A 22,470-nucleotide genomic window follows, 5' to 3' on the forward strand; every position below is an offset into this window, starting at 1 on the left:
GGTGCGATACATGAAGCACCGCACTTTGCCTGTTGTTATACCCGCGATACCAGCGCCTAGCGTGCGCCGCGCACGCGCCGCAACTCGTCGAAAATGAGCAGCGCCGCGCCGATCGTGATCGCGGTATCCGCGAGATTGAACGCCGGCCAGTGCCACGCGCCGACGTGAAAATCGAGGAAGTCGATCACGTGGCCGTACAGCAGGCGGTCGATCACGTTGCCGATTGCGCCGCCCATGATCAGCGAGAGCGCAGCGCAGAACAACTTCTGATTGCCATGCCGCTTGAGCAGATAGCAGATCAGCAGCGCCGCACCGACGCCCAGCGCAGTGAAGGCCCAGCGCTGCCAGCCGCCCGCCATTGCCAGGAAGCTGAACGCCGCGCCGCGGTTGTACACCAGCACGAGGTTGAAGAACGGCGCGATGGCATGCGACGAGCCATACGCAAACACCTTCGCAATCGCGATCTTGGTCAACTGGTCGAACAGGATTACGACGACGGCAACGCCCAGCCACGGCGCGAGCGAACCGCCCGCGGGTTTCGACAGCGTTCTGGACATTATGCCGCGCTCCTCGATTCGCCGTTGCCGAACAGATTGCTGATGCAGCGGCCGCACAGCGTCGGGTGTTCCGCGTCTTCGCCGACATCCTTACGGTAATGCCAGCAGCGCTCGCACTTCAGGTACTTCGAGGTGATCACGTCGACGCCTTCTTCTTCGACGTTCTCCACCTTCAGCACCGTCGCGCCCGACGTGATCAGCACGAACTTGAGGTCGGCGCCGAGGCTGGCGAGCGCTTCATGACGCGCGCCGCTTGCGCGGATTTCGACTTCCGCCTGCAGCGACGAACCGATCTGGTTCGCGACGCGTGCTTCTTCCAGCGCTTTGGTCACGTCGCTGCGCACGGCGCGCAGCAGCGTCCACTTGTCGAGCAGCGCGCTCGCATCGGCGACTTCCGGATACGCGTGATACGTCTCCGTGTAGATCGTCTCGCTGTTCGGCTGGAAAATCTTCCACGCTTCTTCCGCCGTGAACGACAGGAACGGTGCCATCAGACGCAGCAGACCATGCGCAATGTGATACAGCGCGGTCTGTGCCGAGCGGCGTGCGTTCGAATCGGACGCCGTGGTGTACAGGCGATCCTTCAAGACGTCGAGATAGAAGCCGCCGAGGTCTTCCGAGCAGAACGTCTGCAGCTTCGCGACCACCGGGTGGAACTCGTACCGGTCGTAGTGCGAGAGGATGTCCGCTTGCAGATTGGCCGTGAGCGCAACCGCGTAGCGATCGATTTCCAGCCACTCGCTGGCCGGGCGTGCGTGCTTCTCGAAGTCGAAATCCGACAGGTTCGCGAGCAGGAAGCGCAGCGTGTTGCGGATACGTCGATAGCTTTCCGTCACGCGCTTGAGAATTTCTTCGGAGATCGCGAGTTCGCCCGAGTAATCGGTCGAGGCGATCCACAGACGGATGATTTCCGCGCCGAGACGGTTCGCGACTTCATGAGGATCGATGCCGTTGCCAAGCGACTTCGACATCTTGCGGCCTTCGCCGTCGACGGTGAAGCCGTGCGTGAGCAGCGCGTTGTACGGCGGACGGCCATCGAGCATCGACGCCGTTAGCAGCGACGAATGGAACCAGCCGCGATGCTGGTCCGAGCCTTCCAGATACAGATCGGCCGGGAACTGCAGTTCGTCCTTGTGCGAGCCGCGCAGCACGTGCCAGTGCGTCGTGCCCGAATCGAACCACACGTCGAGCGTGTCGCGGTTCTTTTCGTACATGTTGGCGTCGTCGCCGATCAGTTCGCGCGGATCGAGCGTTTGCCATGCTTCGATACCCGACACTTCGACGCGCTTCGCGACTTCTTCGAGCAGTTCCGGCGTGCGCGGATGCAGATCGCCCGTTTCCTTGTGCACGAAGAACGCCATCGGCACGCCCCATTGACGCTGACGCGACAGCGTCCAGTCGGGACGGTTCGCGATCATCGCAAACAGACGCTGCTTGCCCCACGACGGATAGAACGCCGTCGCTTCGATGCCTTCGAGCGCCGTCTCGCGCAGCGTCTTGTCGCTGTCGTTCGGCTTGATGTCCATGCCGGCGAACCACTGCGACGTCGCGCGATAGATGATCGGCGTCTTGTGGCGCCAGCAGTGCATGTAGCTGTGCAGATACTTTTCGGTGCGCAGCAGCGAGCCGGCTTCGTCGAGTGCTTCGACGATCTTCGGGTTCGCGTCCCAGATCGACAGGCCGCCGAACAGCGCGAGCGATTCGATGTAACGGCCGTCGCCCATCACCGGGCTGATGATGTCCGAGTCGGGCATGTCGTGCGCCTTGCACGAGACAAAGTCTTCCACGCCGTATGCGGGCGCCGAGTGCACGATGCCCGTGCCCGATTCCGTCGTCACATAGTCGCCGAGATAGACGGGCGACGTGCGCTTGTACGACGGATGCGCCGACGCCAGCGGATGCGTAAAGCGCACGTTCGACAACTTCGCGCCAGGCGTTTTCGCGATGATCGTGCCGTCGATGCCATACGACTTCAGGCATTCCTCGACGCGCTCTTCAGCGAGGATCAGCAGGCCGCGCGGCGTATCGACCAGCGCGTACACGATCTCGGGGTGCACGTTGAGCGCCTGGTTCGCGGGGATCGTCCACGGCGTGGTTGTCCAGATCACGATGCCGCCTTCGTTGCGCGGCAGCGAAGCGAGCCCGAACGCCTGCGCGGTCTTTTCCGGCTCGGCAAACGGGAAGAGCACGTCGATGGTCGGATCGGTCTTGTCCTTGTATTCGACTTCCGCTTCAGCCAGCGCCGAGCCGCAGTCGAAACACCAGTTCACCGGCTTCAGGCCACGGTACACGTAGCCCTTCTCCATGATCTTCGCGAGCGCGCGGATTTCGCCGGCTTCGTTTGCGAAGTTCATCGTCTTGTACGGGTTGTCCCAGTCGCCGAGCACGCCCAGGCGGCGGAAGCCTACCTTCTGCTTTTCGATCTGCTCGGTCGCGTAAGCGCGCGCCTTCTGCATCACTTCGGCAGCGGGCAGCGACTTGCCGAACTGCTTTTCGATCTGGATTTCGATCGGCATGCCGTGGCAGTCCCAGCCCGGCACATAGACAGCGTCGAAGCCCGCGAGATTGCGCGCCTTGACGATCATGTCCTTCAGGATCTTGTTCACCGCGTGGCCGAGGTGGATGTCGCCGTTCGCATACGGCGGGCCGTCGTGCAGGATGAACTTCTTGCGGCCCTTCGAGGCGGCGCGGATCGTCTCGTAGATCTTGCGTTCCTGCCACTCCTTGACCCATTGCGGCTCGCGCTTGGGCAGATCGCCGCGCATCGGGAACGGGGTGTCCAGCAGGTTGACGGGATAGCGGGCCTGCGGTTTCGAATCGGCTTTCTTGTTGCTCATGGTGAGGTAGCGGTGAATACGGTGTTAGGGCGCGGCATGCTTGGCCACCTGCGTGGCGCCGTGCGGATCGGCTGACGATTTACCTTGCGTCGCGCACCGTGCGGGCCGGCTGCAGAGGCGTGCGGCGCCCGTCGATACGCGGTGGACGGTGTGTGCTTCACGCTCGCGCTTCGCACACACCGCGACGGTCATCTAATTCGGTCGGTGGCCGACGTGGCGAAACCAGTGGAACGGCTGCCCGGCGCGTCGCCGACGGCCTCGAACCAGGCGCGGGCGTTCGTGACGTCGCGCGCGATCGCGGCCGTCAGCGTTTCGAGATCGACGTATTTTTCTTCGTCGCGCAGCTTCTTCAGAAACTCGACGCGCACGAGCTTGCCGTATGCGTCGCCATGCCAGTCGAGCAGGTGCACTTCGAGCAGCACGCGGCCGGAGTCGTCGACGGTGGGCCGCAAGCCGAGGCTCGCGACGCCCGGCAGCGGCTGGTCCGCAATGCCATGCACGCGCACGATGAAAATGCCCGACAGCGCGGGACGCTTATGCGCAATGGGCAGATTCAATGTGGGAAAACCGAGATCGCGACCGAGCTTCAAACCATGCACGACATGGCCGCTGATCAGATAGTCGCGGCCGAGCGCGGCGCGTGCCGCATCGAGATCGCCTGCGATCAGCGAAGTACGCACGCCAGAGCTGGAAATACGCGCGCCGGATGGATCGGCGACGGTGGCCATCTGTTCGACTTCGAAGCCGTATTCCTGGCCCGCCGCCTTCAGCGAATTGAAATCGCCCGCGCGCTTCGCGCCATAGCGGAAGTCGTCGCCGATCATGACCCAGCGCGCATGCAACCCGTTGACGATGATCCGCTCGACGAACGCATCCGGCGACTGGCTGGCGAACGTATGGTTGAAGTGCTCGACGACCACGCGATCGACGCCGTTCATGCGCAATGCTTCGAGCTTGTCGCGCAGCATCGCGATGCGCGGCGGCGCGCTGGCGGGATTGAAGAACTCGCGCGGGTGCGGCTCGAAGGTCATCACGCAGACGGGCAGGCCGCGCGCGTCGGCGGCAGCGCGGACGCGGGCGAGCAATGCCTGATGCCCGCGGTGGACACCGTCGAAGTTGCCGATGGTCAGTGCGCAGGGCGCACGGCTTTCGGCATTGGGAAGACCGCGGAAGACTCTCACGATAGAGGCGAAGGATTTGAGCGGGCCAGATGCCGCAAAACAATCGATTATAAACGCACAGTGCGCCACCCGGCGCCGGCGCGCGGATCGGGCATGGCCGAATGATAAAATCCGCGGATGAAAAATCTCGTCATTCTGATTTCCGGACGGGGCAGCAACATGGAAGCCATCGTACGCGCCTGTGCAGCCGAGGGCTGGCAGGCGCGCGTCGCCGCTGTGATTGCCAACCGTCCAGACGCCGCCGGGCTTGAGTTCGCGGCGTCGCAAGGTATTGCCACCGCTGTTGTTGACCACAGGCAGTTTAACGACCGCGAAAGCTTCGACGCCGCGCTCGCGCGCGAGATTGACGGATTCGCGCCCGATCTCGTCGTGCTCGCCGGTTTCATGCGGGTGCTGACCGACGCTTTCGTCAACCATTATGCTGGCCGCATGATCAACGTGCATCCGTCGCTGCTGCCGAGCTTTCCGGGCCTCAAGACGCATCAGCAGGCGCTCGACGCGGGCGTGCGGCTGCACGGCGCGTCGGTGCATTTCGTCACGCCGACGCTCGATCACGGCCCGATCGTGCTGCAGTCGGCTGTACCCGTCTTGCCCGGCGACGACGCCGCAGCGCTTGCCGCGCGCGTGCTCGACACCGAACATGTGATTTATCCGCGCGCCGTGCGCTGGTTCGTCGAAGGGCGGATTGCCGTCGATGGCCTGCGCGTGACCGTGACGCCACCCGAGCCGCAGTGGCTCTTCCTTGACACACAACACGCAAGCCAGAAAAACGCCGGGGAGGGCGCATGAGACTGCATGGATTTCTGATTGGACAAACCGAGACTTTGCTCGCCGACGTTCTCAAGTTCACCGGCCCCGCCGATGCGGCAACCAGCCGGTTTTTCCGCGCGCATCCGAAGCTCGGCCACGGCGAGCGCGGCGTGATCGCGGAAGCGGTGTTCGCAGTGCTGCGTCGCAAGATGGAATTTGCGCATCTGGCGGAAAGCGGCAGCGGCAATCCTAATCGCCGCATGGCTTTGCTCGGATTGATGCAGACAGCGGGCCGTACGGCTCTGAAGCCGTTCGTGTCGGAAGCGGAAAGCGCGTGGCTCGAGCACGTGTCGAAGATCGATCCGCAAAGCTTGCCGCTGCGCACGCGCCTGAATCTGCCCGAATGGATCTACACCGCGCTCAGCCAGCGTTTCGAAGCTGAAGAACTCGCGCATCTGGCCGCGGCGCTGAACTATCCGGCGCCGCTCGATCTGCGCGCCAACCCGATCAAGGCGAGCCGCGACGATGTGCTGGGCGTGCTGTCGAAGTCGGGCATCGAGGCGGGCGCGACGCCGTACGCGCCGTTCGGCATCCGCGTGGCAGGCAAGCCGCCGCTCACCAAGCTCGATGCGTTCCAGCAAGGCTGGCTCGAAGTGCAAGATGAAGGCAGCCAGTTGCTGTGCTCGCTGGTCGCGCCCAAGCGCGGCGAGATGATCGTCGACTTCTGCGCGGGCGCGGGCGGCAAGACGCTGGCGCTCGGCGCGATGATGCGCTCGACGGGTCGACTGTACGCATTCGATATTTCCGACCGACGCCTCGCCAAGCTCAAGCCGCGCCTCGCGCGCAGCGGGCTGTCGAACGTGAACCCGGTGCTGATCGACAGCGAACACGATGCGAAGATCAAGCGGTTGGCGGGCAAGATCGACCGCGTGCTGGTCGACGCGCCTTGCAGCGGTTTGGGCACGCTGCGCCGCAATCCCGATCTGAAGTGGCGCCAGTCGCCGGAGTCGATTACCGAACTCACGCCGAAGCAGCTGTCGATTCTCACGAGTGCCGCGCGCCTCGTGAAGAAGGGTGGCCGCCTCGTCTACGCAACCTGCAGTATTCTCGATGCGGAAAACGAAGGCGTGGTCCAGAAATTCCTCGCCGATCACCCCGATTTCGTGCTCGTGCCCGCGCGTGACGTGCTCGCCGAGCAGCGCATCGAGCTGGAAATGGGCGATTACCTGTCGCTGTGGCCGCATCGTCATGCGACGGATGGCTTCTTCGCGGCAGTGCTGGAGCGCCGCGGCTAAGCCTCACGCGCGACGAGCGGTCGGGATTCAAGCGGTCGGGCCGGCGCACACGTCTTAAGCGCCGCGCTGGCCGCGAGGCCGCCAGTCGCGGGAAACATCATGCAAAACCATCTTTTCTTTCACACGCTGGGCGATGTCGCGCGCGATTTCGGTCAGCCTGCCAGTCTGTGGCAAGTCGCCGTGCTGGTCGGCACGCTGGCGCTCGCGTGGATTCTCGCGCGGCTGGCACGTCGCGCGCTCGACGCCAAGCGCGAAAGCCGCTACGGCGCGGTGCGGTTCGGTGCCGAGGCGCTCAATCGCGCGTTCTTTCCGCTGCTGGGCGGCGTGCTGCTCTTCATCGCGCGGGCGATTGCCGGGCAGTTCATCCATACGTCGCTGCTCGATCTCGCGCTGGTGCCGCTGTTCGGCATCGGGCTGATCTATATCGTGTTCTACCTCGCACGGCGCGTGTTTGGCAGCGATGGCAGCACGCACACGTGGCTGTCGCTGGTCGAGAAGGTCGTGTCGCTGATCGTCTGGGTCGGCATGGTGCTGACCGTGCTGGGCATCCAGAACGATGTGCTCAAGTGGATGAACAGCGTGCAGTTCCGGATCGCCAACACGCATGTGACGCTGCTGTCGATGCTCTCCGGCCTGCTGTGGGTGTGCGTGACGATGATCGTCGCGATGTGGCTCGGCGCGGCGCTCGAAGACCGGCTGATGCGCTCGGGCTCGCTCGATGCGAACCTGAAAGTGGTGCTGTCGCGCGTCGGTCGGGCGCTGCTGATTCTGGGCGCCATTCTGATCAGCCTGTCGCTGGTCGGCATCGACATCACCGTGCTGGGCGTGTTTGGCGGCGCGCTCGGCGTGGGCCTCGGCTTTGGCTTGCAGAAGATCGCGAGCAACTACGTGTCGGGCTTCATCATCCTGATCGACCGGTCGCTGCGCATCGGCGACACGATCAACGTGAGCGGCCTGCAGGGCATGGTCACGCAAATCCGCACGCGTTATACCGTCGTGCGCGGGCTGGACGGCATCGAGACCCTGATTCCAAACGAAAAGCTGATCACCGACGTCGTGCAGAACCAGTCGTCGTATCTGACGCGCGGCAACGCTAAGGCGACCGTCCAGATTGCCTATTCGACCGATGTCGAAAAGGCGATGGCGCTGCTGGTCGAGGCCACGCAGGGCGTCGATCGGGTGCTGCAGGATCCGGCGCCAACGCCTTATCTGGCAGGCTTCGGCCCGGACGGCATCAATCTGGAACTCGGCTACTGGATTCAGGACGCCGCGACGGGCACGTCGGGCGTGCGCTCGAATGTGAATCGCAACATCTGGCGGCTTTTCTCGGAAAACGGCATTGCGATTCCCTATGCGCAACGTGAAGTGCGCATCGTTGCAGGCAGCAGCGACATCATGTCGCAGCCGGTAACAATGACCGGCCGGGCGGTCAACGAATCCGGCAGCGCCGCCTGAGGCGGGCGTCGGCGGTCCCTATGCGCGGGTTCGACCCCGTATTTCGACGGTTCCAGTTGACCGCGCACAACAAATTCCTCATTTGTTACAGACACTTGGAACCGTTCGCGTAAAATATCGTCAAAATTCCTCGTTTGCTTTCACTTTCTTGACATCCGCCGTTGTATCCTTGCGCGAATGTCTTCGTTCCTAGGTAAATGGCCTTGCTGAATTCCTTGCTTGATTTCCTTGCCCACGGTGCGCTGCGTTTTTCGTGGTGGCAAATCGTGTTGTGGACGCTAGCCGTCACGCACGTGACGATCATCGGCGTCACGGTCTATCTGCACCGCTGCCAGGCGCACCGCGCGCTGGATCTGCATCCTGTCGCGAGTCATTTCTTCCGCTTCTGGCTGTGGATGACCACGGGCATGCTGACGGGCCAGTGGGCCGCGATTCACCGCAAGCACCACGCGAAGTGCGAAACGGAAGAAGATCCGCACAGCCCGCAAACGCGCGGTATCTGGAAGGTGCTGCTGGAAGGCGCCGAACTGTATCGCACGGAAGCGAAGAACGAAGAAACGATGCGCAAGTTCAGCCACGGCACGCCGAATGACTGGCTCGAGCGTAACGTCTACACGAAGTACCCGATCCTCGGCGTGAGCATCATGATGGTCATCGACGTCGCGCTGTTCGGCATCGTCGGTCTGAGCGTGTGGGCCGTGCAGATGATCTGGATTCCGTTCTGGGCCGCCGGCGTTGTGAATGGTCTCGGACACTTCTGGGGTTATCGCAACTTCAACTCGTCGGATGCCAGCACGAATCTGTTCCCGTGGGGCATCATCATCGGCGGTGAAGAACTGCACAACAATCACCATACGTACGCGACGTCGGCCAAGCTGTCGAACAAGTGGTACGAGTTCGATATCGGCTGGATGTATATCCGCGTCATGTCGGCGTTCCGTCTGGCGAAGGTGAAGAAGATCGCGCCGACGCCGCGTCTGACGACGGGCAAGCTGGTGCTCGATCAGGACACGCTGCAGGCAGTGCTCGCGAACCGCTATGAAGTGATGGCGAGCTACGCGAAGGCGATCAAGCGCGCTTACCGTCAGGAACTGGCGCATCTGAAGGAAGTCGGCGCGCGCGAGAAGTATCAGCTGATGCGCGGTGCGCGTTCGTGGTTCCACAAGGAAGAAGCCGGTCTGGATGAGCCGCAGCGTATGCAATTGCCGCAGATCTTCGCGAACAGCCAGAAATTGCGCACTTACATCGAGCTGCGCAACGAACTCGCGGCGATGTGGGAACGCTCCAATGCATCGCGCGAACAACTGCTGGTGCAATTGCAAGATTGGTGTCATCGCGCAGAACAAAGCGGCATCAAGGCGCTGCAGGAATTTGCGATGCGCCTGCGGCGCTACGCCTGATACGCGACGAAATCTATTAAACTTTCGTTACGTCACAAAACCCCGCGTTGGCGGGGTTTTTCTTTTTGGGCTGCCGAAAAGCGTGTCGGCGGCAGGATCAGAAGGGCAGAGGAGATGATGAATCAGGCGATCAGGAGCGTCGAGTACGACCGTCCGCAAGGCGCGGCCTGCAGTGTCGGCCAGGCTTGGGCGAAAGTGCCGGACGTGCCGTCCGCGCAGGAACGGCTCGCGCTGAAAGAGCGCATTCGCGGCTTGCTCAAGCGTGAGAAAGCGGTGCTCGTCGCACACTATTATGTGGATCCGGAACTGCAGGAACTGGCCGATGAGACGGGCGGTTGTGGGGCCGATTCGCTTGAGATGGCGCGCTTCGGACGAGATCGCGAAGAGCAGACACTAGTAGTCGCAGGCGTGCGCTTCATGGGCGAAACTGCGAAGATTCTTAGTCCGAACAAGCGGATTCTGATGCCCGATCTGGATGCGACCTGTTCGCTCGATCTCGGCTGTCCCGTCGATGAATTTTCCGCGTTTTGCGATCAGCATCCTGACCGCACGGTTGTCGTCTACGCGAATACAAGCGCTGCCGTGAAGGCCCGCGCCGACTGGATGGTGACGTCGTCGATCGGACTGGAAATCATCGCGGATCTGCACGCGCGCGGCGAGAAAATCATCTGGGCACCGGACCGTCATCTGGGCGGCTATATCCAGAAGAAGACTGGCGCCGACATGTTGCTATGGCAGGGTTCGTGTCTCGTCCACGACGAATTCAAAGGTGTCGAACTCGATCTGGTCCGTGCCGAATATCCTGACGCGAAAGTGCTCGTGCATCCGGAGTCGCCTGAGAACGTCGTTGCGCTTGCGGACGTTGTCGGCTCGACGACCCAACTGATCGATGCCGCGAAGAACAGCAGCGCGACGCATTTCATCGTCGCAACCGATCTCGGCATCCTGCACAAGATGCGTCTCGCCGCGCCCGGCAAAACCTTTATCGAAGCGCCGACGGCCGGCAATAGCGCAACGTGCAAGAGCTGCGCGCATTGTCCGTGGATGGCGATGAACGGCCTGCGCAATCTCGCCGAGGTGCTGGAGCATGGCCACAACGAAATCTTCGTCGATCCGTCGATTGGCGAGCGTGCGCGTCTTCCGATTGACCGGATGCTCGACTTCGCTGCGCGTCACAAGAAGCGCGTGCAGGCGAGCGGCGATCTCGCGCGCGATACTGCGCTGTTCTCGAATGTCGGAGCAGCGTGATGGGCGTGACTGAGCAACTGGAAGTGAAGGATGCGGTTTCGCCGCTGTTCGCTGAAATCGAAGCGCAGTACGGCGACGCATTTGCGGCAGCGTTCGCGCGCAACGTTAGCGATGCGCTCGCCGAAGACGTCGGCAGCGGCGATCTGACGGGCTTGCTGGTTCCCGCCGACGAGGTGCGCGACGCGCGCATCATCGTGCGGGAAGAGGCGGTATTGTGCGGCGTGCCCTGGTTCAACGAAGTGATGCGTCGGGTCGATCCGCGTATTGACGTGCAATGGTGTTATCGCGAAGGCGATCGCATGACGGCGGACTCGTTGGTGTGCACGTTGCGCGGTCCGGCTCGCTCGCTGCTGACGGCCGAACGCAATGGCCTGAACTTCCTGCAGATGTTGTCGGGCGTGGCGAGCGCCACGCGCAAATTTGCCGATGCCATCGAGCACACGCGTGCTCGCGTGCTCGATACGCGCAAGACCTTGCCAGGCCTGCGGCTCGCGCAGAAGTACGCGGTGCGCGTCGGCGGCGGTGCGAATCAGCGGCTCGCGCTCTATGACGGCATCCTGATCAAGGAAAATCACATCGCGGCAGCTGGCGGCGTCGGCGCGGCGATGCAGGCAGCACTCGCGCTGAACGCGGGTGTGTCGATCCAGATCGAAGTCGAAACGCTCGATCAACTGGACACAGCGCTCGCGAGCGGCGCGAAGTCGGTTCTGCTCGACAACTTCTCGTTCGACATGATGCGCGACGCGGTGCGCATCACGACGGGGCGTGCGGTGCTCGAAGTGTCCGGCGGCGTGAACTTCGAGACGATCCGGCAGATTGCGGAGACGGGCGTCGATCGCGTGTCGGTCGGTGCGTTGACCAAGGACGTGCGCGCGACGGATTTCTCGATGCGTATCGTTTGATCGAAGTTGCAGGCGGCCCAAACAAAAGGCCATCGCCAGTCTGACTGGCGATGGCCTTTTTCAATGCAAGTCGCGTTGCCTGGTCTGGCTAAACGTTGCGATTCGGCACGCGTTCCGGCGAAAGCACGCTTGGCAGTGCTTTGGGAAGTGCGTTCGGCCAGTCCCGGCTGAAGTGCAGTCCGCGACTTTCGCGCCGTGAACGCGCGCCTTCGACGATCAGTGACGCCACGTCGACCAGATTGCGCAGTTCGAGCAGATCGCGGCTGACCTTGAAGTTCGCGTAGTACTCGTGGATCTCGTCGCGTAGTAACGTCAGCCGATGCTTCGCGCGCGCGAGCCGCTTGTCCGTGCGCACGATGCCGACGTAATTCCACATCAGGCGGCGTAGCTCGTCCCAGTTGTGTGCGACGACCACTTCTTCGTCTGGATCGGAGACGCGGCTTTCGTCCCAATCGGGCAGCGGTGCGTGCACGGCGGCGCCGAAGCCTTCGCTCTCGATGGCTTGCGCAGCGGAGCGACCGATCCCGAGACATTCGAGCAGCGAGTTGCTCGCAAGCCGGTTCGCGCCGTGCAAGCCCGTGCACGATGTTTCGCCGACTGCGTAAAGCCCGGCCAGATCCGTGCGTCCTGCGAGATCGGTGACGACACCGCCGCACGTGTAGTGCGCCGCGGGCACGACGGGAATCGGCTCTTTCGTGATGTCGATGCCGAACTCGAGGCAGCGCGCCAGGATGGTCGGGAAGTGTTCGTGCAGGAACTCCGGCGACTGGTGGCTGATGTCGAGATAAACGCAATCGATACCGCGTTTCTTGATCTCGAAGTCGATAGCGCGCGCGACGATGTCGCGCGGCGCGAGTTCGGCGCGCTCATCGTGAGCGGGCATGAAGCGCGTGCCGTCGGGCAGCTTAAGAATCCCGCCTTCTCCTCTCACGGCTTCCGAGATCAGGAAGGACTTGGCGTAAGGATGGAACAGACACGTCGGATGAAACTGGATGAACTCCATGTTCGCCACGCGACAGCCCGCCCGCCAGGCCATCGCGATGCCATCGCCTGTCGCGGTATCGGGGTTGGTCGTGTAGAGATAAACCTTGCCAGCACCGCCTGTGGCCAGCACGGTATGCGGCGCCTCGATCGTGACGGTCCGTCCGCTGGCAAGATCGAGTGCATACAGGCCGTGGCAGCGGCGCCCAGGTAGGCCGAGACGATCCGATGTGATCAGGTCGATCGCGTAATGGTCTTCGAGCAGCGTGATGTTTGGATGTTGCCGCACGCGCTCGCTCAACGTGGCGACCACGGCGTGTCCGGTCGCGTCCGCAGCATGGATGATGCGCCGATGGCTGTGGCCGCCCTCGCGTGTGAGATGAAAGCCGAGTTCCGCGGCATCGTCTTTCGTGAACGGCACGCCCTGGTCGATCAGCCACTGGATCGCCTCACGGCCATGTTCGACGATGAAGCGGGTGGCGGCTTCGTCGCACAGGCCGCCGCCGGCGACCAGCGTGTCGTCGACGTGATTTTCGACGCTGTCGGCCGAGTCGAGCACGGCGGCGATGCCGCCCTGCGCCCAATCACTGGCGCCATCGGTCAGCGAACGCTTGGCGATCACCGCGACGCGCCGCGTCTGCGCGAGATTCAGTGCGACACTCAACCCGGCAAGGCCGCTGCCGACAATCGCTACATCGAAATTCATCTCCTCTCTCCGTCGTTTTGCGCGGCCGTTGCGCGACGAATGCCGTCACAGCCGTTCGATTGGGAAACCGAAGAGCATACGCGTTGAAACCGTCGAGGGAAAGCTGGCCGGACGGCGTAGTGTTTTGCGTGTGCTGGAGAAAGCGAGGAATGCTGAAGAAGGGAGGCTGACGAGCGGCCGGAAAACAAAAAGCCCCGCGTGTAGCGGGGCTTTTCTTCGTCAAACAGGCTGGGAAACCAGATTACTTGATCTTCGTTTCCTTGTACGCCACATGCTTGCGAACGACGGGATCGAACTTCATGATCTCCATCTTTTCCGGCATGTTGCGCTTGTTCTTCGTGGTCGTGTAGAAGTGACCCGTACCTGCGGTCGATTCCAGCTTGATCTTGTCGCGTGCGCCCTTGGCCATGATTTACTCCTTAGGCTTCGCCACGTGCGCGCAGGTCTGCGAGCACGGAGTCGATACCGTTCTTGTCGATCAGGCGCAGACCGGCGTTCGAAACGCGCAGGCGCACCCAACGGTTTTCGCTTTCAACCCAGAAACGGCGGTTTTGCAGATTCGGGAGAAAACGACGCTTGGTCTTGTTGTTCGCGTGGGAAACGTTGTTGCCGCTCATCGGCGCTTTCCCAGTTACTTGGCATACGCGTGCCATGAGAGCACTCCTAATACGCTAATTCTGAGTTCGGAACGCCGTGAAGTTTCCCGGGAAAAACATAAGGACCGAGCCGTAGCCGACTTGAATCACTTGCTTTCCGGAAAGGCCTTAATGGCTTCGGAACAGGGGTTGGAAAGAGGCAAACCGAAATTCTAGCAGAAAAAGAGCCGATAAATCAAACCGAATTTGCGATGGCGAACAAACCTGTGGCATTCATGCCTCCGCCGCGCCCGGCACGGCGCCATTCACGGCCAGCCAGCACTGGCAAACGAAAAGGTTTCGTTCGCGCCGATCACCAGATGATCGATCAACTGCACGTCGATCAGCGCGAGCGTGTCGCGCAGCACGCGGGTGAGCTGGCAGTCGCTGGTGCTCGGCTTGACGGCGCCGGATGGGTGATTATGTGCGACGATCAGGCTCGCCGCATTCAGCGACAGCGCGCGCCGCACGATTTCACGCGGATAGACAGCCATGCGCGTGAGCGAGCCGCGTGAATTTTCTTCCGTGCGGATCAGCCGGTGTCGCGTATCCAGAAAAAGGCAAATGAACACCTCATAGGGGCGCGACCCGATCAGCAGACGCAAGTAATCCTTGACCGCTTCAGGCGAATCGATCAGCGGGCGTTCGCGGATCTTCTCGGCCAGCGCGCGCCGTGCCATCTCCATGATGGCTAGCAACTGCGCGCGCTTGGCCGGGCCGACACCGCGCACGCCGTCGAAATCGCCGGGTGTGGCGTCCAGCATGGCACGTAGCGAGCCGAAGCGATGCAACAGCGAACGCGCGAGATCGAAGACATTGTGGCCGGGCAGCCCTGAGCCGAGCACGAGTGCGACCAGTTCGGTGTCTGACAACGCCGCCGCACCCGCGTCGAGCAGACGCTCGCGCGGCATGTCGCGCGACGGCCAGGCCTGCGGCGGACGGCGCACAGCGCATTTTTCCGCCTCGGCGAAGGGTAGGGCAATCGGGTTATTCATGACAGCTTCCTTGGAATTTCAAATGAGGCGGCGACCACGCAGCGCGCAGCAACGTTCCAGCCGGCTCGGGATATGTGGCTTACAATAGAGCCTTTGCGCACGGCGCTCCGGCCTCGAACTGGCCTGCCTTGCGCGCGACCTGCGCGGCCGCGTTCCTGCCCCGCGCGCCACGACCGAACGAGTACCGCATGAGCATCATCGACATCTCCGAAGTGAAATCCGGTTCGCACGTCACGCTTCATTACCGGCTTTCGCTCGCCGATGGCACCGAGATCGTCAGCACCTTCAACGACAAACCCGCTACGCTGCTGCTGGGTGCAGGCCAACTGGCGCCGCCGCTGGAAGACATTCTGCTGGGAATGAAGGTCGGTCACCATTCGACCTTTCAGCTAGCCGCAGGCGAAGCATTCGGCCCGCGCAATCCGGAACTGATCCAGCGCGTATCGCTGGCCACGCTGCGCGAAAATGCGATGATCGGCGAGGATTTTTCTCCCGGCGATCTCGTCGAATTCAATGCACCGGGCGGTGGCCGCTACGCCGGCGTGCTGAAAGAAGTCGGCGAAACCTCGGCGCTCTTCGATTTCAACCATCCGCTCGCCGGCCAGGCGCTGACGTTCGAAGTCAAAATCATCGGGATCCTGTAAACATGAGCATCACGGACACGACTCTCGCCGAAACGGAAATCCTGCTCGCACAACCGCGCGGGTTCTGCGCCGGCGTCGATCGGGCCATCGAGATCGTCGAGCGCGCCATCAAGCTGTACGGTTCGCCGATCTACGTGCGTCACGAAATCGTTCATAACGCATATGTCGTCGAAGATCTGCGCAAGAAGGGCGCGATCTTCATCGAGCAGCTCGAAGAAGTGCCCGCCGGCAGCACGGTGATCTTCAGCGCGCATGGCGTGTCGAAGGCGGTGCGTGCCGAGGCCGATGAGCGCGGTCTGCGCGTGTATGACGCGACGTGTCCGCTCGTTACCAAGGTGCACATCGAAGTCGCCAAGATGCGCGCGGAAGGCTTCGACATCGTGATGATCGGCCACAAGGGCCACCCTGAAGTCGAAGGCACGATGGGCCAGACGGGCGAGGGCATGTATCTCGTCGAAGATATCGAGGACGTGCAGGCGCTCCAGCTCGCCGATCCCGACCGCATCGCGTACGTGACGCAAACCCCGCTGTCGGTCGACGACGCCGCGCAGATCATCGGCGCGTTGAAGGCCAAGTTCCCGAACATCAAGGAACCGAAGAAGCAGGACATCTGCTACGCGACGCAAAACCGCCAGGACGCCGTGAAATTCATGGCGCCGCAGTGCGATGTGGTGATCGTGGTCGGCAGCCCGAACAGCTCGAACTCCAACCGGCTGCGCGAGCTCGCCGAAAAGCTCGGCGTGCCGTCGTACATGGTGGATTCGCCCGATCAGATCGATCCCGCGTGGGTGGCCGACAAGCGCCGCATTGGCGTGACGGCAGGTGCGTCGGCGCCGGAAGCGTTGGCTCAGGCAGTCATTGGCCGGTTGCGTGAACTGGGCGTGCGCAACGTGCGCGCGCTGGAAGGCATCGAGGAAAACATTGCGTTTCCGCTGCCGCGCGGGCTGGGTTTGCCTGCCTGACGAACTGTCCCCTCATCGAAAAAGCGCGCCGCCGGCGCGCTTTTTTATTGCCCAGGCGGCGCGCAACGCGCCATAAAACGGTGCCACATCATAGAAAAACAAGAAAGTGACGGTGTCGCGGCGAACATTCTTTATGTTTTTTGGGGCGTAATTTGGCCCCATCGACGCGATCGAACCCCGTTTTTCGTCAGATGTTCTGAACGACGCGCTCGCTAGCGCACAAATTCAGTGCATTTGTTACGCCATATATTATTGAGATGACACAATGTGCCGAAGTCCGCAGCGTCGGGCTTGCCAAGCAATTGCCGCAACAACTGGTGTAGCAAGGCGTCAGCGATGGTGCAACTGATGCACGAAAAACTGGCGCAACCGGGTTGCAATCAATGCGAAAGAATGGCCTCGGGAGGTGGTTGCAATGCAGGAAAACCCTGCGCATCCAACAATATTGCCCGTCGCAAAATTGGAGTTACAATGCGCGCGTTCTCAGGGCTTCAGGCCTCGGAACGCCAGATTTTGCAAGGCGCAGGAGACCTATTTAATGCGAGTCAAGTTTGCTTGTGCCGTGTCCATCGCGGCCGCGGTTGCGATGTTGACCGCGTGCAGCAAAAAGAACGATGGCGAAGCGGGCACAGGCGCGTCGGCTGCAGTGGCAGCGGCGCCGGCGAGCGCAAGCGAAGTGACGATCGTGAAGATCGGTCATGCGGCCCCTTTGACGGGGGGCATTGCACATCTGGGAAAGGACAATGAAAACGGGGCGCGTCTCGCTATTGAAGAGATCAACGCGCAGGGGTTGACGATCGACGGCCTCAAGATTCGGCTCGCTCTCGACGCGCAGGACGATGCAGGCGACCCAAAAACGGGCACGCAGGTCGCGCAGAAGCTGGTGGACGATCACGTGGTGGCTGTCGTCGGACACCTGAATTCGGGTGTGTCGATTCCGGCCTCGAAGATATATAGCGACGCGGGCATTGTGCAGATTTCGCCATCCTCGACGAATCCGGCCTTTACGCAGCAGGGTTTCAAGACGACCTACCGGGTCGTCGCGACCGATGCGCAGCAGGGACCGGCGCTGGCGAACTACGCGACGAAATCACTCGGCGCGAAGCGGATCGCCGTTGTCGACGATGCGACTGCCTATGGCAAGGGTCTTGCTGACGAATTCGCGAAGACGGCGGAAGCCGGCGGCGCGAAGATCGTGGCACGCGAGGCGACCAATGACCGGGCCACGGATTTCCGGGCCATCCTCACAAAGATTAAAAGTGCCCAGCCGGACGCCATCATGTTCGGCGGCATGGATGCAACGGGCGGGCCGTTCACGAAACAGGCAGCGGCGCTCGGAATCAGGGCAAAAATCCTTGGCGGCGACGGCGTGTGCACCGACAAGGTAGGGGAGCTGGCGGGAAGTGCCGTCCAGAACCTCGTATGTTCGGAAGCAGGTCTTGCGCTTTCGAAGATGGACAGGGGAGCGGACTTCGAAAAGAAGTACGACGCACGCTTCCACACGCCGGTGCAGATTTACGCGCCGTTCACGTATGACGCTGTGTACGTGATCGTCGATGCAATGAAGCGCGCCAATTCGATCGAGCCGCCCAAGGTGCTCGCTGCGATGCCTTCGACCGATTACACGGGTGTCATCGGTCACATCGCATTCGACGACAAGGGCGACCTGAAAGAAGGCGCGATTACGCTTTACGACTTCAAGGACGGCAAGAAAGCGGTCCTCGACGTCGTCAAGATGTAATGACGGGACGTACAGCCTGACGGCACCGGACCATCCGACGGTGCCGTTTTTGCATCCACGTCGTGCGCGCGGACCGCTGTAACCCAGCGGTCGCGAGCGCACGATGAAGATAACCCTTACCGGTCTTTTATATCAGTACCCGCAGTGCCGTTGCGATTTGCGTCAATCATCAGCGCCAACCGGCAGATGAAGCGCGCGAATCCAGTCGCACGGGCTAAGGAGCATTAAATGGATATTTTCATCCAGCAGGTGATCAACGGACTGGTGCTTGGCAGTGTCTACGCCATCATCGCACTGGGCTATACGATGGTGTACGGGATTCTCGGCATCATCAACTTCGCGCACGGCGACGTGCTGATGGTGGGCGCGATGGTCGCGCTCTCGGCCATCGGTGTGTTGCAGAACCACTTCCCCGGTCTCGGCAATGTGCCGACGCTGTGCATCGCGCTGGTCATAGCGGCCGTCGTGTGCGCGGTGGTGGGCTACACGATCGAGCGGGTGGCGTACAGGCCGCTGCGCAAGGCGCCGCGTCTCGCCCCGCTGATCACCGCGATCGGCGTGTCGATCCTGCTGCAGACGCTCGCGATGATGATCTGGTCGCGCAACCCGCTGCCGTTCCCGCAACTGCTGCCGACCGATCCGCTGAACGTGATCAAGGCCACCGATACGACGCCTGGCGCCGTGATCTCGATGACTGAAATCGTGATCATCGTCGTCGCGTTCCTCGTGATGGCGGGCCTGCTGCTCCTCGTGCACACGACCAAGCTCGGCCGCGCGATGCGCGCGATCGCCGAGAACCCCGGCGTCGCGTCGCTGATGGGCGTGAACCCGAACTTCGTGATCTCGGCGACCTTCATGATCGGCTCGGCGCTCGCCGCGCTGGCAGGCGTGATGATCGCGTCGGAATACGGCAACGCGCACTTCTACATGGGCTTCATCCCCGGCCTGAAGGCGTTCACGGCGGCGGTGCTCGGCGGTATCGGCAACCTCGGCGGCGCAATGGTCGGCGGTGTGATTCTCGGCCTGATCGAACAGCTGGGCGCCGGTTATATCGGCAACCTCACGGGTGGCGTGTTCGGCAGTAACTACCAGGACGTGTTCGCATTCATCGTGCTGATCATCGTGCTGGTGTTCCGTCCGTCGGGCCTGCTGGGCGAACGTGTCGCGGATCGCGCTTAACGGGCGCAAGGGTAAGGAGCAAACATAATGACCTCAATTCAACCGATCGAGCCGTCCACGACGCTCATCCCTGAAAAGAACCGGACGAAGACGCTGACGGTGGGCATCATCACCGCTGCGTTCGTCATCCTCGCGCCGTTCGTCATCGGCACGGCCGGCGGCAACTACTGGGTCCGCGTGCTCGACTTCGCGATGCTGTACGTGATGCTGGCGCTGGGTCTGAACGTGGTGGTCGGCTTCGCCGGCCTGCTGGACCTGGGCTACATCGCGTTCTACGCGGTGGGCGCGTACACGACGGCGCTGCTGTCGTCGCCGCACCTGTCGTCGCAGTTCGAATGGATCGCGCACCTCGCGCCGGGCGGGCTGCATATCCCCTTCCTGCTGATCATTCCATGCGCGATGGCGATCGCGGCGATCTGCGGCGTGATTCTCGGTGCACCGACACTGCGTCTGCGTGGCGACTACCTCGCGATCGTGACCTTGGGCTTCGGGGAAATCGTCCGGATCTTCCTGAACAACCTCGACCGTCCGGTGAACATCACCAACGGCCCGAAGGGCATCACAGGTATCGATCCGATCCACGTCGGCGACTTCAGCCTCGCGCAGACGCACTCGTTTTTCGGTCTGTCGATCCCGTCGGTGTACTCGTACTACTACGTGTTCGTGCTGTGCGCGCTGTTCGTGATCTGGGTCTGTACGCGTCTGCAACACTCGCGTATCGGCCGCGCATGGGCCGCGATCCGCGAAGACGAAATCGCCGCGAAGGCGATGGGCATCAACACGCGTGACGTGAAGCTGCTGGCATTCGCGATGGGCGCGTCGTTCGGTGGTCTGTCGGGCGCGATGTTCGGTGCGTTCCAGGGCTTCGTGTCGCCGGAATCGTTCACGCTGCCGGAATCGATCGTCGTGCTGGCCTGCGTGGTGCTGGGCGGCATGGGTCACATCCCGGGCGTGATTCTCGGCGCGGTGCTGCTCGCCGTGCTGCCCGAATTCCTGCGTTCGACGATGGGTCCGCTGCAGAACCTGCTGTTCGGTCACGAAATCGTCGATACGGAAGTGATCCGTCAGCTCGTGTACGCACTCGCGATGGTGCTGATCATGCTGTACCGCTCGGAAGGCTTGTGGCCTGCGCCGAAGCACGAAGACAAGATCGCGAAGCTCTCGAAGCGCAACGGCAAGGTTCGCGCGTAACGGACGGCAAAGAGGAAACACAACATGAGCGACAAGAAAATCCGTCTGTCCGTGAAGGGCGTCAACAAGCGCTTCGGTGGCTTGCAGGCACTGTCGGACGTGGGCCTTCAGATTGAAGAAGGCACGATTTACGGTCTGATCGGCCCGAACGGCGCCGGCAAGACCACGTTCTTCAACGTGATCACGGGTCTGTACACGCCGGATTCGGGCGAGTTCAAGCTCGACGGCACGCCGTACACGCCGACGGCGGTGTACCAGGTGGCGAAGGCCGGTATCGCGCGTACGTTCCAGAACATCCGTCTGTTCGGTGGCATGACCGCGCTGGAAAACGTGATGGTCGGCCGTCACGTGCGGACCAAGCACGGTCTGCTGGGCGCCGTGTTCCAGACGCCGGCTGAGCGCAAGGAAGAGCGCGAGATCAAGGAACGCGCGCTCGAACTGCTCGAGTACGTCGGCGTGCTGCAGTACGCGGACTACACGTCCCGCAACCTGTCGTATGGTCACCAGCGCCGTCTGGAGATCGCGCGTGCACTCGCGACCGATCCGAAGCTGCTCGCACTCGACGAACCGGCTGCCGGCATGAACGCAACCGAGAAGGTCGAACTGACGAAGCTGCTGGACAAGATCCGCGCGGACGGCAAGACGATCCTGCTGATCGAGCACGACGTGAAACTGGTGATGGGCCTGTGCAATCGCATGACAGTGCTCGACTATGGCAAGGTGATCGCTGAAGGTCTGCCGCAGGACGTGCAGAAGGATCCGAAGGTGATCGAGGCTTATCTGGGTGCGGGGGTCCACTGATGGCTACGGCAATGTTGAAAATCAAGGGCCTTCAGGGCAACTACGGCGGCATTCAGGCCGTCAAGGGCGTCGACCTCGAGATCCAGCAGGGCGAACTCGTCACGCTGATTGGCGCCAACGGCGCGGGCAAGACGACCACCATGAAGGCGATCACGGGCCTCAAGCCTTACTCGGCCGGCGACATCGAGTACATGGGGCAGTCGATCAAGGGCGTGCCGCCGCATGAACTGCTGAAGCGCGGTCTGGCGATGGTGCCGGAAGGTCGCGGGATCTTCGCTCGCATGTCGATCGTCGAGAACATGCAGATGGGTGCGTATCTGCGTAGCGATGCGGAAGGCATCAAGAAGGACGTCGAACGGATGTTCGGGTTCTTCCCGCGCTTGAGAGAGCGTGCGACGCAGCTGGCCGGGACGCTGTCCGGCGGTGAACAGCAGATGCTGGCGATGGCGCGTGCCGTTATCTCCAAGCCGAAGCTGTTGCTGCTCGACGAGCCGTCGATGGGTCTGTCGCCGATCATGGTCGAGAAGATCTTCGAAGTGGTGCGTGAGATTTCGAAGGAAGGCATCACGGTGATGCTGGTTGAGCAGAATGCTCGTCTTGCCTTGCAGGCGGCTGATCGTGGTTATGTGATGGATTCGGGTACGGTTACGATGTCTGGCGATGCCAAGCAGATGCTGGATGATCCGAAGGTGCGGGCTGCTTATCTGGGCGAGTAATACGCTATCGTTTTGTAGTTCTTCTGTTTTTTTGTGAGAAAGGCTGCACGTTCAGGCGTGCGGTCTTTTTTGTTTTTGGTGGTTGTGGTTTGCCTTCGCCTTCGCCTTCGATTTTGATTTTGATTTTGCTGGCATCCGCGATTTGTTAGTGGTCTGCCTGGGTTGCCCCTGTGCGGGGCGGCACCTACTTTTCTTTGCCGCCGCAAAGAAAAGTAGGGGCGGTTTCAAAGACCAAGTGCAACAGCGGGGTTAATTTCGATGCCCTGTTTCTTGCAGTTTTCCATGAAGGCTTGC

20 protein-coding genes are annotated in these 22,470 nt (G+C 61.9%); 13 read left to right on the forward strand and 7 right to left on the reverse strand.

Features of this window, described 5'->3' with window-relative positions:
• Positions 1-56: 56 nt before the first annotated feature.
• From lspA to DK391_RS34355, 3 genes are all read right to left on the reverse strand, one after another.
• Positions 57-557, reverse strand: coding sequence for a signal peptidase II (lspA, locus tag DK391_RS34345; RefSeq protein WP_109482455.1), 501 nt, complete (start codon positions 555-557; stop codon positions 57-59).
• Positions 557-3,394, reverse strand: a complete 2,838-nt coding sequence (gene ileS / locus DK391_RS34350; RefSeq protein ID WP_109482456.1) for an isoleucine--tRNA ligase — start codon at positions 3,392-3,394, stop codon at positions 557-559. The genes lspA and ileS overlap by 1 nt, the downstream gene beginning before the upstream one ends.
• Before the next feature lie 188 nt (positions 3,395-3,582).
• Positions 3,583-4,575: a bifunctional riboflavin kinase/FAD synthetase gene (locus DK391_RS34355; protein WP_109482457.1), complete on the reverse strand. Its 993-nt coding sequence runs from the start codon at positions 4,573-4,575 to the stop codon at positions 3,583-3,585.
• Positions 4,576-4,692: 117 nt separating this feature from the next.
• Between DK391_RS34355 and purN the strand changes: the two genes are divergently transcribed.
• The 6 genes from purN to nadC all read left to right on the forward strand — a co-directional run bounded on the left by purN (position 4,693) and on the right by nadC (position 11,625).
• On the forward strand, positions 4,693-5,364 hold the full coding sequence (purN, locus tag DK391_RS34360; RefSeq protein ID WP_109482458.1) for a phosphoribosylglycinamide formyltransferase: 672 nt from the start codon (positions 4,693-4,695) through the stop codon (positions 5,362-5,364).
• The gene (locus DK391_RS34365; protein ID WP_109482459.1) at positions 5,361-6,620 is read left to right on the forward strand and encodes an RsmB/NOP family class I SAM-dependent RNA methyltransferase; all 1,260 of its coding nucleotides are present in this window, start codon (positions 5,361-5,363) and stop codon (positions 6,618-6,620) included. The genes purN and DK391_RS34365 overlap by 4 nt, the downstream gene beginning before the upstream one ends.
• 99 nt (positions 6,621-6,719) lie before the next feature.
• Complete coding sequence (locus tag DK391_RS34370) at positions 6,720-8,075, forward strand: mechanosensitive ion channel domain-containing protein (RefSeq protein WP_109482460.1); 1,356 nt, start codon at positions 6,720-6,722, stop codon at positions 8,073-8,075.
• A gap of 203 nt (positions 8,076-8,278) precedes the next feature.
• On the forward strand, positions 8,279-9,475 hold the full coding sequence (locus DK391_RS34375) for an acyl-CoA desaturase (RefSeq protein WP_109482472.1): 1,197 nt from the start codon (positions 8,279-8,281) through the stop codon (positions 9,473-9,475).
• A gap of 117 nt (positions 9,476-9,592) precedes the next feature.
• Positions 9,593-10,723, forward strand: a complete 1,131-nt coding sequence (gene nadA / locus DK391_RS34380) for a quinolinate synthase NadA (protein ID WP_109482473.1) — start codon at positions 9,593-9,595, stop codon at positions 10,721-10,723.
• Complete coding sequence (nadC, locus tag DK391_RS34385; RefSeq protein ID WP_109482461.1) at positions 10,723-11,625, forward strand: carboxylating nicotinate-nucleotide diphosphorylase; 903 nt, start codon at positions 10,723-10,725, stop codon at positions 11,623-11,625. Before nadA ends, nadC begins: the two co-directional genes overlap by 1 nt.
• Positions 11,626-11,713: 88 nt before the next feature.
• Here nadC and nadB read toward each other — a convergent pair whose 3' ends face one another.
• The 4 genes from nadB to radC form a co-directional block, all read right to left on the reverse strand.
• Complete coding sequence (gene nadB, locus DK391_RS34390; RefSeq protein WP_109482462.1) at positions 11,714-13,312, reverse strand: L-aspartate oxidase; 1,599 nt, start codon at positions 13,310-13,312, stop codon at positions 11,714-11,716.
• 241 nt (positions 13,313-13,553) lie between these two features.
• On the reverse strand, positions 13,554-13,721 hold the full coding sequence (gene rpmG, locus DK391_RS34395) for a 50S ribosomal protein L33 (protein ID WP_007586229.1): 168 nt from the start codon (positions 13,719-13,721) through the stop codon (positions 13,554-13,556).
• Between the two features lie 10 nt (positions 13,722-13,731).
• Positions 13,732-13,965, reverse strand: a complete 234-nt coding sequence (rpmB, locus tag DK391_RS34400; RefSeq protein WP_004186391.1) for a 50S ribosomal protein L28 — start codon at positions 13,963-13,965, stop codon at positions 13,732-13,734.
• 248 nt (positions 13,966-14,213) lie between these two features.
• Positions 14,214-14,942, reverse strand: coding sequence for a DNA repair protein RadC (gene radC / locus DK391_RS34405; protein ID WP_109482463.1), 729 nt, complete (start codon positions 14,940-14,942; stop codon positions 14,214-14,216).
• A gap of 188 nt (positions 14,943-15,130) precedes the next feature.
• Here radC and DK391_RS34410 point away from each other — a divergent pair, with 188 nt between their 5' ends.
• The 7 genes from DK391_RS34410 (at position 15,131) to DK391_RS34440 (ending at position 22,176) form a co-directional block, all read left to right on the forward strand.
• A complete protein-coding gene (locus DK391_RS34410) occupies positions 15,131-15,586 on the forward strand; it encodes a peptidylprolyl isomerase (protein WP_109482464.1) in 456 nt (151 codons plus the stop codon).
• A 2-nt stretch (positions 15,587-15,588) separates the two neighbouring features.
• Positions 15,589-16,548 (forward strand): 4-hydroxy-3-methylbut-2-enyl diphosphate reductase, encoded by a 960-nt coding sequence (gene ispH / locus DK391_RS34415; RefSeq protein WP_109482465.1) that lies wholly within the window; start codon positions 15,589-15,591, stop codon positions 16,546-16,548.
• A gap of 538 nt (positions 16,549-17,086) precedes the next feature.
• Positions 17,087-18,289: a branched-chain amino acid ABC transporter substrate-binding protein gene (locus DK391_RS34420; RefSeq protein ID WP_109482466.1), complete on the forward strand. Its 1,203-nt coding sequence runs from the start codon at positions 17,087-17,089 to the stop codon at positions 18,287-18,289.
• 228 nt (positions 18,290-18,517) lie between these two features.
• On the forward strand, positions 18,518-19,468 hold the full coding sequence (locus DK391_RS34425; protein ID WP_109482467.1) for a branched-chain amino acid ABC transporter permease: 951 nt from the start codon (positions 18,518-18,520) through the stop codon (positions 19,466-19,468).
• 27 nt (positions 19,469-19,495) lie between these two features.
• A complete protein-coding gene (locus DK391_RS34430; protein ID WP_109482468.1) occupies positions 19,496-20,659 on the forward strand; it encodes an ABC transporter ATP-binding protein in 1,164 nt (387 codons plus the stop codon).
• A 24-nt stretch (positions 20,660-20,683) separates the two neighbouring features.
• A complete protein-coding gene (locus DK391_RS34435) occupies positions 20,684-21,460 on the forward strand; it encodes an ABC transporter ATP-binding protein (protein WP_109482469.1) in 777 nt (258 codons plus the stop codon).
• Positions 21,460-22,176, forward strand: coding sequence for an ABC transporter ATP-binding protein (locus DK391_RS34440; protein WP_109482470.1), 717 nt, complete (start codon positions 21,460-21,462; stop codon positions 22,174-22,176). The genes DK391_RS34435 and DK391_RS34440 overlap by 1 nt, the downstream gene beginning before the upstream one ends.
• The last annotated feature ends 294 nt before the right edge of the window (positions 22,177-22,470 follow it).

It is taken from the genome of Paraburkholderia sp. C35 (assembly GCF_003121405.1).
Classification (GTDB): domain Bacteria; phylum Pseudomonadota; class Gammaproteobacteria; order Burkholderiales; family Burkholderiaceae; genus Paraburkholderia.

Bases quoted from the DNA above. Each gene is read 5' to 3' on its own strand.
- ileS (WP_109482456.1), bottom strand. From the start codon at position 3,394: ATGAGCAACAAGAAAGCCGATTCGAAACCGCAGGCCCGCTATCCCGTC.
- nadA (WP_109482473.1), top strand. From the start codon at position 9,593: ATGAATCAGGCGATCAGGAGCGTCGAGTACGACCGTCCGCAAGGCGCG.
- DK391_RS34420 (WP_109482466.1), top strand. From the start codon at position 17,087: ATGCGAGTCAAGTTTGCTTGTGCCGTGTCCATCGCGGCCGCGGTTGCG.
- ispH (WP_109482465.1), top strand. From the start codon at position 15,589: ATGAGCATCACGGACACGACTCTCGCCGAAACGGAAATCCTGCTCGCA.
- lspA (WP_109482455.1), bottom strand. From the start codon at position 557: ATGTCCAGAACGCTGTCGAAACCCGCGGGCGGTTCGCTCGCGCCGTGG.
- DK391_RS34430 (WP_109482468.1), top strand. From the start codon at position 19,496: ATGACCTCAATTCAACCGATCGAGCCGTCCACGACGCTCATCCCTGAA.
- purN (WP_109482458.1), top strand. From the start codon at position 4,693: ATGAAAAATCTCGTCATTCTGATTTCCGGACGGGGCAGCAACATGGAA.
- nadC (WP_109482461.1), top strand. From the start codon at position 10,723: ATGGGCGTGACTGAGCAACTGGAAGTGAAGGATGCGGTTTCGCCGCTG.
- DK391_RS34365 (WP_109482459.1), top strand. From the start codon at position 5,361: ATGAGACTGCATGGATTTCTGATTGGACAAACCGAGACTTTGCTCGCC.
- rpmB (WP_004186391.1), bottom strand. From the start codon at position 13,965: ATGGCACGCGTATGCCAAGTAACTGGGAAAGCGCCGATGAGCGGCAAC.
- DK391_RS34435 (WP_109482469.1), top strand. From the start codon at position 20,684: ATGAGCGACAAGAAAATCCGTCTGTCCGTGAAGGGCGTCAACAAGCGC.
- DK391_RS34410 (WP_109482464.1), top strand. From the start codon at position 15,131: ATGAGCATCATCGACATCTCCGAAGTGAAATCCGGTTCGCACGTCACG.
- DK391_RS34425 (WP_109482467.1), top strand. From the start codon at position 18,518: ATGGATATTTTCATCCAGCAGGTGATCAACGGACTGGTGCTTGGCAGT.
- DK391_RS34370 (WP_109482460.1), top strand. From the start codon at position 6,720: ATGCAAAACCATCTTTTCTTTCACACGCTGGGCGATGTCGCGCGCGAT.
- radC (WP_109482463.1), bottom strand. From the start codon at position 14,942: ATGAATAACCCGATTGCCCTACCCTTCGCCGAGGCGGAAAAATGCGCT.
- rpmG (WP_007586229.1), bottom strand. From the start codon at position 13,721: ATGGCCAAGGGCGCACGCGACAAGATCAAGCTGGAATCGACCGCAGGT.
- nadB (WP_109482462.1), bottom strand. From the start codon at position 13,312: ATGAATTTCGATGTAGCGATTGTCGGCAGCGGCCTTGCCGGGTTGAGT.
- DK391_RS34440 (WP_109482470.1), top strand. From the start codon at position 21,460: ATGGCTACGGCAATGTTGAAAATCAAGGGCCTTCAGGGCAACTACGGC.